At 58.5% G+C, this 3,206-nt stretch carries 1 protein-coding gene and 1 pseudogene; one reads left to right on the top strand and one right to left on the bottom strand.

The annotated features are described in order from the left end of the window. A pseudogene (locus ACIQ5B_RS10650) lies at positions 1-1,251 on the bottom strand (DNA mismatch repair protein MutS); the annotation flags it as partial. A gap of 101 nt (positions 1,252-1,352) precedes the next feature. Here ACIQ5B_RS10650 and ACIQ5B_RS10645 point away from each other — a divergent pair. Then, the coding region (locus ACIQ5B_RS10645) for an NADP-dependent malic enzyme (RefSeq protein WP_397598995.1) at positions 1,353-3,206 on the top strand (1,854 nt) is incomplete at its 3' end.

The following is a 3,206-nucleotide window of genomic DNA, read 5'->3' as shown; positions in this document are numbered from 1 at the left end:
AACAAGCGCACGGCTGAGTATGTCCACCATATGGCCGTGGCCATCCAACATCGGCAACAATTGGTCGAGCAATTCGGGGCGGTCGGCCATGGCGCCCAATCGCTCACGCAGGTGGCGCGCGGCATCCAACCCATCGCGAATTTGTCCCAAGTCGCGTGGACTGCCGCGTCCAGCCACAACGCGGCCCAATGCACGGGCAATATCCGGCAATTGCCGCAAAGCAGACCGGACGGCATCGCGGGTCAACGGCGCGTCATGGAACCACTGCACCAGCGACAGTCGCGCTTCGATGATATTCTGGTCCATCAGCGGCGCTGACAGGTCGGACGCCAGCTGGCGTGCGCCGGCACCCGTTATCGTGCGATCCACCTCAGCCAGTAATGATCCAGCGCGCGCGCCTTTATGCGCTGCGCTGATTTCCAGGCTATCGCGCGTTGCTTGGTCAATCAGCAAATGGGCGTGCACCTCACGCCGGACGGGCAGTTTGAGGAAGGGCATGTTGCCCTGCCCGACATGCGCCAAATAGGCAATGAGCCCGCCGGCAGCAGCCTGTTCAGCGCGCGTGACCGCGCCGATGGCGTCAAGGGTCGAAAGGGCAAAATGCTGCTTCAGCACATCGCCGCCGACGATGCTTTCAAAGTCGGCGCGCGGACGAATGATTGCGCCGGTAAACTGTTGGGCCAAACCATCCGGCACGACCAGTTCGCTTGCGGACAGCCGCGCAAGTTCCGCTTCAAGTGCGCTCGCCGCAACGGTGACGAGTTCGAAATAGCCCGTCGAAATATCTGCTGCCGCAAGACCATATTCGTCACCCACCGGTGCGACCGCGACGAGCATGTTTGATGTCCAGCTTTCCAGCAAGCTGTCCTCAGTCAGCGTACCCGCCGTCACGAACCGGACGATGTCGCGCGCCACCAATGTCTTCGAACCGCCGCGCGCCTTGGCATCTTCGGGGCTTTCGGTTTGCTCGGCAATCGCGACGCGGTGGCCCGCCTTGATGAGCCGCGCCAGATAGCCTTCGGCTGCATGCACCGGTACGCCGCACATTGGAATGGGCCTACCATCATGTTCGCCGCGCGATGTGAGCGCGATATCCAGCGTTGCAGCGGCCGCACGCGCATCATCGAAGAACAGCTCGAAAAAGTCGCCCATGCGGTAGAACAACAGGCAATCCTCGGCCTTTGCCTTCAGCCCGAGATACTGCACCATCATTGGTGTCGGTCCCGATGTCGCTTTCATTGTCCCCGTCATGGGCAACGCGATAGCGGAGCCGTTCCTTTGGGGCAATGCTTGCCCTAGCGGCACCACCGCGTTAGGGCACTTTGAATCATAATACAGGGTCAGGGCCAAAAATGAACGATAGCGACGTCCAGATTACAGCTCAGGAAGCATTGGATTTCCATTCCCAAGGTCGCCCGGGGAAAATCGAAATCGTGGCAACCAAGCCCATGGCGACGCAACGTGATTTGTCGCTGGCATATTCACCGGGTGTCGCGGTGCCGGTGCAGGCCATTTATGACGACCCGGCAACGGCCTATGATTATACCGCAAAGGGTAATCTCGTCGCCGTTATCTCAAACGGCACAGCGATTCTTGGCATGGGCAATTTGGGTGCATTGGCATCCAAGCCCGTGATGGAAGGCAAGGCGGTGCTGTTCAAACGCTTCGCCGACGTCGATTCGATCGATATTGAGGTGAAGACCGAAGATGCGCAACGTTTCATTGATGCGGTCGAACTTCTTGAACCGACATTTGGCGGCATCAATCTGGAAGACATAGCCGCGCCTGATTGCTTCATCATTGAACAGACGTTGAAAGAACGGATGAATATTCCGGTCTTTCATGATGACCAGCACGGCACCGCGATCATTGCAGCGGCAGGTTTGATCAATGCGTGCGAGCTTACGGGCCGTACGTTGAAAGACATTAAGGTCGTCTGCAATGGCGCGGGTGCGGCGGCGATTGCCTGCACCGAGCTGATCAAGGCCATGGGCGTACCGCACGGCAATGTGATTATGTGCGACCGGACCGGCGTGATTTATCAGGGCCGCACTGAAGGCATGGATCAGTGGAAATCGGCGCATGCCGCAAAAACCACTACGCGCAATTTGGCGGAAGCCATCGTCGGCGCAGATGTTTTCCTTGGTCTTTCCGCTGCCAATGCGTTGAGCGCCGACATGGTAAAGACGATGGCACCTGAACCGATCATCTTCGCCATGGCAAACCCAGATCCCGAAATCTCGCCGCCTGTGGCGCGCGCGGCGCGGCCCGATGCGATCATTGCGACGGGGCGGTCGGATTTTCCAAATCAGGTCAACAATGTCCTGTGCTTCCCCTTCCTGTTCCGCGGAGCCCTCGACGTACGCGCCACGACTATCAACGAACCCATGAAGATTGCGGCATCGCATGCATTGGCACAATTGGCGCGTGAAACCGTGCCCGAGGAAGTGGCCGCTGCCTATGGCGGCATAATGCACAAATTCGGGCGGGATTATATCATCCCGTCGCCATTCGACCCGCGCCTCATGGAAATCGTCGCCTCCGCCGTTGCAAAAGCAGCGATGGATTCGGGCGTCGCGCAAAAGCCGATTGCCGATATGAACGCGTATCGCGCGAGCCTGCGCGCGCGTCAAAACCCGACGACATCGGTTCTGACCCAAGTTTATGCAGCCGCAAGGGCAAAGCCAAAGCGTGTCATCTTTGCCGAAGCTGAAGAAGATGTCGTGTTGCGCGCCGCCGTTCAGTTCAAACAAGATGGCTATGGCATACCGGTGCTGGTCGGACGCGATGCGCGCGTGACCGAAAAACTGATCGGGCTCGGCGCCAATCCCGATGAATATGAAATCCATAACAGCGCCCAAAGTCCACTGGTCGAAAAAATGGTCGACCGGTTATATGGCCGCTTGCAGCGTCGCGGTTATCTGCGCCGCGATATTCAGCGGATGGTCAACCGCGACCGCAACATCTTTGGCGCACTGCTGCTGCAGATGGACCAAGCCGACGCGATGATCACGGGCGTGACGCGTACCTTTGGACAAACCTTGCGCGAGCTGCGCCGTGTGCTCGATGCCAAGAAGGATGCGACACCATTTGGCATTCACGTCATGGTCGGAAAAACACATACGGTATTTATCGCCGACACCACGGTCAATGAGCGCCCATCGGCAGAAGAACTCGCCCATATTGCGGAGAAAACCGCTGGCGTT

The sequence above is a fragment of the Sphingorhabdus sp. genome (genome assembly GCF_044374345.1).
Taxonomy (GTDB): Bacteria; Pseudomonadota; Alphaproteobacteria; order Sphingomonadales; family Sphingomonadaceae; genus Sphingorhabdus_B.
Note: the sequence above shows the minus strand (reverse complement) of the source record. Positions and strands in the feature narration are given on the sequence as shown.